The sequence below is a fragment of the Polaromonas sp. P1_E3 genome (assembly GCF_056405935.1).
The window spans coordinates 1-4,225 of record NZ_JBFUBD010000241.1; the positions used below are offsets into that span (position 1 = coordinate 1).

At 63.4% G+C, this 4,225-nt stretch carries 4 protein-coding genes; 1 reads left to right on the top strand and 3 read right to left on the bottom strand.

Annotation, left to right across the window (positions count from 1 at the left end):
- The coding region (locus AC1D0Z_RS16815) for an alkaline phosphatase D family protein (protein ID WP_477659361.1) at nucleotides 1–295 on the top strand (295 nt) is incomplete at its 5' end.
- Between the two features lie 151 nt (nucleotides 296–446).
- Here AC1D0Z_RS16815 and AC1D0Z_RS16820 read toward each other — a convergent pair.
- From AC1D0Z_RS16820 to AC1D0Z_RS16830, 3 genes are all read right to left on the bottom strand, one after another.
- Nucleotides 447–2,300 (bottom strand): ABC transporter ATP-binding protein, encoded by a 1,854-nt coding sequence (locus AC1D0Z_RS16820; RefSeq protein WP_477659362.1) that lies wholly within the window; start codon nucleotides 2,298–2,300, stop codon nucleotides 447–449.
- A gap of 124 nt (nucleotides 2,301–2,424) precedes the next feature.
- Nucleotides 2,425–3,135 (bottom strand): phosphoserine phosphatase SerB, encoded by a 711-nt coding sequence (gene serB / locus AC1D0Z_RS16825; RefSeq protein WP_477659363.1) that lies wholly within the window; start codon nucleotides 3,133–3,135, stop codon nucleotides 2,425–2,427.
- Nucleotides 3,132–4,225, bottom strand: a 1,094-nt coding sequence (locus tag AC1D0Z_RS16830) for a TRCF domain-containing protein (protein ID WP_477659364.1), incomplete at its 5' end; no start/stop codon positions are given. The genes AC1D0Z_RS16830 and serB, both read right to left, overlap by 4 nt.

The following is a 4,225-nucleotide window of genomic DNA, read 5'->3' on the forward strand; positions in this document are numbered from 1 at the left end:
CATCAAGGCCGACTACGCCGATGCCGCCAGCCCGACGGTGGGTACGGAGTTCTGCGGCACCAGCATCACGTCCCGCTCGGCCGGCAACGCAAAAATCCCGGATTACCTTGCCGAAAATCCGCACTTCGTGTTTGCGGACTCGGAGCGCAAAGGCTACGGCGTGGTGGAGCTGACCCCACGCAAGTTGACTACTACCTTGCGTGTGGTGAGCGACGTGACGCGCGTGGACAGCGGCGTGCAAACGCTGGCGGAGTTTGCGGTGCAGGCGGGACGCACGGTGATTGAAAGAACCTGAGTCCCGCATGGGCAGGCTTTCCGCAGGCCGTTTTCAAGAAAATAGGCTGGAGCCCTTTAGAATCAAGCGCAACCAGCTATAAAAGTAATAGCAACCGGGTGCCGCCTCCTGAGCGGGTCTCAGAGTCTTGACCTGCGGCGCGGCGGCTGTGTCAAACCGCCACCTCTTCTTCCAGGTTGTCACTCAAAAAGCCGCCGCTCTGGTGGGCCCAGAGGCGCGCGTACAGGCCGCCGTTGGCCAGCAGGCTGCGGTGATCGCCTTCTTCGACGATGCGCCCCTGGTCCAGCACGATCAGCCGGTCCATGGCGGCGATGGTCGAGAGGCGGTGGGCAATCGCAATCACCGTTTTGCCCTGCATCAGCGTGTTCAGGCTGCTCTGGATGGCGACTTCGACTTCGGAGTCGAGTGCGCTGGTGGCTTCGTCCAGCAGCAGGATGGGCGCATCCTTGAGCATCACCCGCGCAATCGCGATGCGCTGGCGCTGGCCGCCCGAGAGCTTCACACCACGCTCGCCCACGTGAGCGTCGTAGCCGTGGCGGCCGTGCGGGTCGGTCAGGTCGGCGATGAAGGTATCGGCCTCGGCGCGCCGTGCGGCCAGGCGCATGTCCTCGTCGCTCGCGTCCGGGCGGCTGTAGGTGATGTTGTCGCGCACCGAGCGGTGCAGCAGCGAGGTGTCCTGCGTCACCATGCCGATGTGGCCGCGCAGGCTGTCTTGCGTCACGGTGGCGATGTCCTGGCCGTCGATCAGGATGCGCCCGCTGTCCAGGTCGTAAAACCGCAGCAGCAGGTTGACCAGCGTCGACTTGCCGGCCCCAGAGCGGCCGATCAGGCCGATCTTTTCGCCGGGCCTGACGGTCAACGTCAGCTGGTCGATCACGGGCTTGTTCTTGCCGTAGCTGAAGTTCACGGCTTCAAAGCGCACTTCACCGCGCGGCACGTCGAGCGCGACCGCGCCGGGCTCGTCCACGATGGTGTGCGGCCGCGAAAGCGTGTTGATGCCGTCCTGCACGGTGCCCACGCTTTCAAAAAGGCTGGTGGTCTCCCACATGATCCAGTGCGACATGCCCTGCAGGCGCAGCGCCATGGCCGTGGCTGCGGCCACGGCGCCCGCGCCGACCTGGCCCAGGTGCCAGAGCCACAGGGAAGTGCCGGCCATGCCGAGGATCAGGCCCATGCTGAGCGTGTGGTTGACGATTTCGAACGCGCTCACAAGGCGCATCTGGCTGTAGCCGGTCTTCATGAACTCGCTCATCGCATCGCGTGCAAAGCCGGCTTCGCGCCGGGTGTGTGAGAACAGCTTGACGGTGGTGATGTTGGTGTAGGCGTCGGTGATGCGGCCCGTCATCAGGGAGCGGGCGTCGGCCTGCTGCTTGCCGATACGGCCCAGCCGTGGCACGAAGTAATAGAGGCTGGCGATATAAAGCGCCAGCCAGACCAGGAAGGGCGCCACCAGCTTCATGTCGAAGGCCGCGGCCAGCACCGTCATGGTGGCGATGTAGACCCCCATGGCCACCAGCACATCGGCCAGCACGAAGAGCGTGTCGCGCACCGCCAGCGCGGTCTGCATGACCTTGGTGGTCAGCCGGCCGGCGAATTCGTCCTGGTAGAAGGACATGCTTTGCCCCAGCATCAGGCGGTGAAAGTTCCAGCGCAGCCGCATCGGGAAGTTGATCGCCAGCGTCTGGTGCTTCACCGTGGTTTGCAGCGCCACGGCGGCGATGCTGGCCACCACGATGAACGCGAGCCAGCCCAGCGTATTGCCATGCTCGGTCCACAGGTTGGCGGGTGCCGTCTTGCCTAGCCAGTCGACGATGCGGCCCAGCATGGCGAACATCAGCGCTTCAAAAATTGCCATGACCGCCGAGAGCAGCGCCAGCAGCAGGATGTAGCCGCGCGCGCCTTCGGTGCAGGCCCATAGAAAGGCCATAAAACCTTTTGGTGGCAAGGACGGGTCGGCGTCAGGGTAGGCGGGGAGCTGGCTTTCGAATCGTTTGAAAAAACCCATGGGTATCGGTGTCGTTGGTTCTGTTGTCTGCTTATAAGGCGTTATGGCTGCGGGATCGTTGACTTATTCGGGAAGGATTGATGCGCGGGCGTGGCAACGGCCAGGATGCGCCCGACCGTGCGCCTCAGTTGAAAAGCTCCAGCAGGCGGTCCAGGCCGCCCTCGTTGATGGCGACCATGGCCTGCTCGCGCACACGCGGCTTGGCGTGGTAAGCCACCGACAGGCCGGCCACGCCCATCATGGGCAGGTCGTTGGCGCCGTCGCCCATGGCAATCGCCTGCAGGGGATTGATACCCAGGTTGCCGCAGGTCTCCAGCAGCATCCTGCGCTTTTCCTCGCCGTCGCAGATGTCGCCCCAGGGCTGGTCGACCATCCTGCCTGTGAGAAAACCGTCCTGCACTTCCAGTACATTGGATCGCGTGTAGTCAATACCAAGTTCGTCGCGGACACGGTTGGCGAAGAAGGTAAAGCCGCCGCTCACCAGCAGCACCTTCATGCCCGCTTCCTTGCAGGCGTGCACCAGCTCGGCGGCGCCGGGGTTGAGCTTCAGGCGCTGGCGGTAGACCTCGTCCATGCTGGCCACACTCACACCCTTGAGCAGCGCCACGCGCTGGCGCAGGCTTTCCTTGTAGTCGCTGATCTCGCCGCGCATGGCGGCTTCGGTGATGGCGGCCACCTCGGCCTTGCGGCCGGCTGCGTCAGCAATTTCGTCCACGCATTCGATATTGATGAGTGTGGAATCCATGTCAAAGGCGATCAGCTTGAAGTCGCTGAGCTTGAGGTCGGGCGTTGCAATGTTGATCACGAGGCCGGGGGAGATTTCAGTCGGGGTCATGCGGGGATGGTTTCTGTTTTAGGTTGTCCGAGAGAGCGCAACACGTCGCGCACCATTTGCGCACGGTCTTTGGGTTCAGGCAGTTCGCGCTCGATGCGCAGCTTGTCGTTGCCGGCCAGCTTGATGTGCCGGTTTTTCTGGATGAGATGCATGATGGCCATCGAGTCGATGGGCGGGTCCTTCTTGAAGGTAATGCTGATCGCGCCGGGTGCGGCATCCACCTTGACCACGCCGTAAGGCCGGGCAATCACGCGCAGGCGGTGCAMGTCGATCAGCGTCTGCGCCTGCGGCGGCAGCTTGCCAAAGCGGTCGACGATTTCCTCAAGAAGCGCGTCGATCTGGTCGGTGTTCCTGGCGGTTRCCAGCTTTTTGTAGAAGGACAGTCGCAGGTGCACGTCGCCGCAGTAATCGTTGGGCAGCAGGGCTGGGGCGTGCAGGTTGATCTCGGTCGTCACGCTGAGCGGCGACAGCAGGTCGGGTTCGCGCCCGGCCTTGAGCGAGGCGACAGCTTCGCTGAGCATCTCGTTGTAGAGCTGAAAGCCGACTTCCAGCATGTTGCCGCTCTGGTTCTCGCCCAGCACTTCGCCGGTGCCGCGGATTTCCAGGTCATGCATCGCCAGGTAAAAGCCCGAGCCCAGCTCTTCCATCTGCTGGATGGCTTCGAGCCGCTGGCCGGCCTGCTTGGTGAGGCCTTCGATGTCGGGCACCATCAGGTAGGCGTAGGCCTGGTGGTGGCTGCGGCCCACACGGCCGCGCAGCTGGTGCAGCTGCGCCAGGCCGAATTTGTCGGCGCGGCTCATCACGATGGTGTTGGCGGTCGGAACGTCAATGCCGGTTTCGATGATGGTCGAGCACAGCAGCAGGTTGTAGCGCTGGGCGATGAAGTCCTTCATCACGCGCTCAAGTTCGCGCTCGGGCATCTGGCCGTGCGCCACGGCGATGCGCGCCTCGGGCAGTATTTCTTCGAGCTTTTCGCGCCGGTTCTGGATGGTCTCGACCTCGTTGTGCAGGAAGTAGACTTGTCCGCCGCGCTTCAATTCGCGCAGCACGGCCTCGCGGATCACGCCGTTGTTTTCGCTGCGCACAAAAG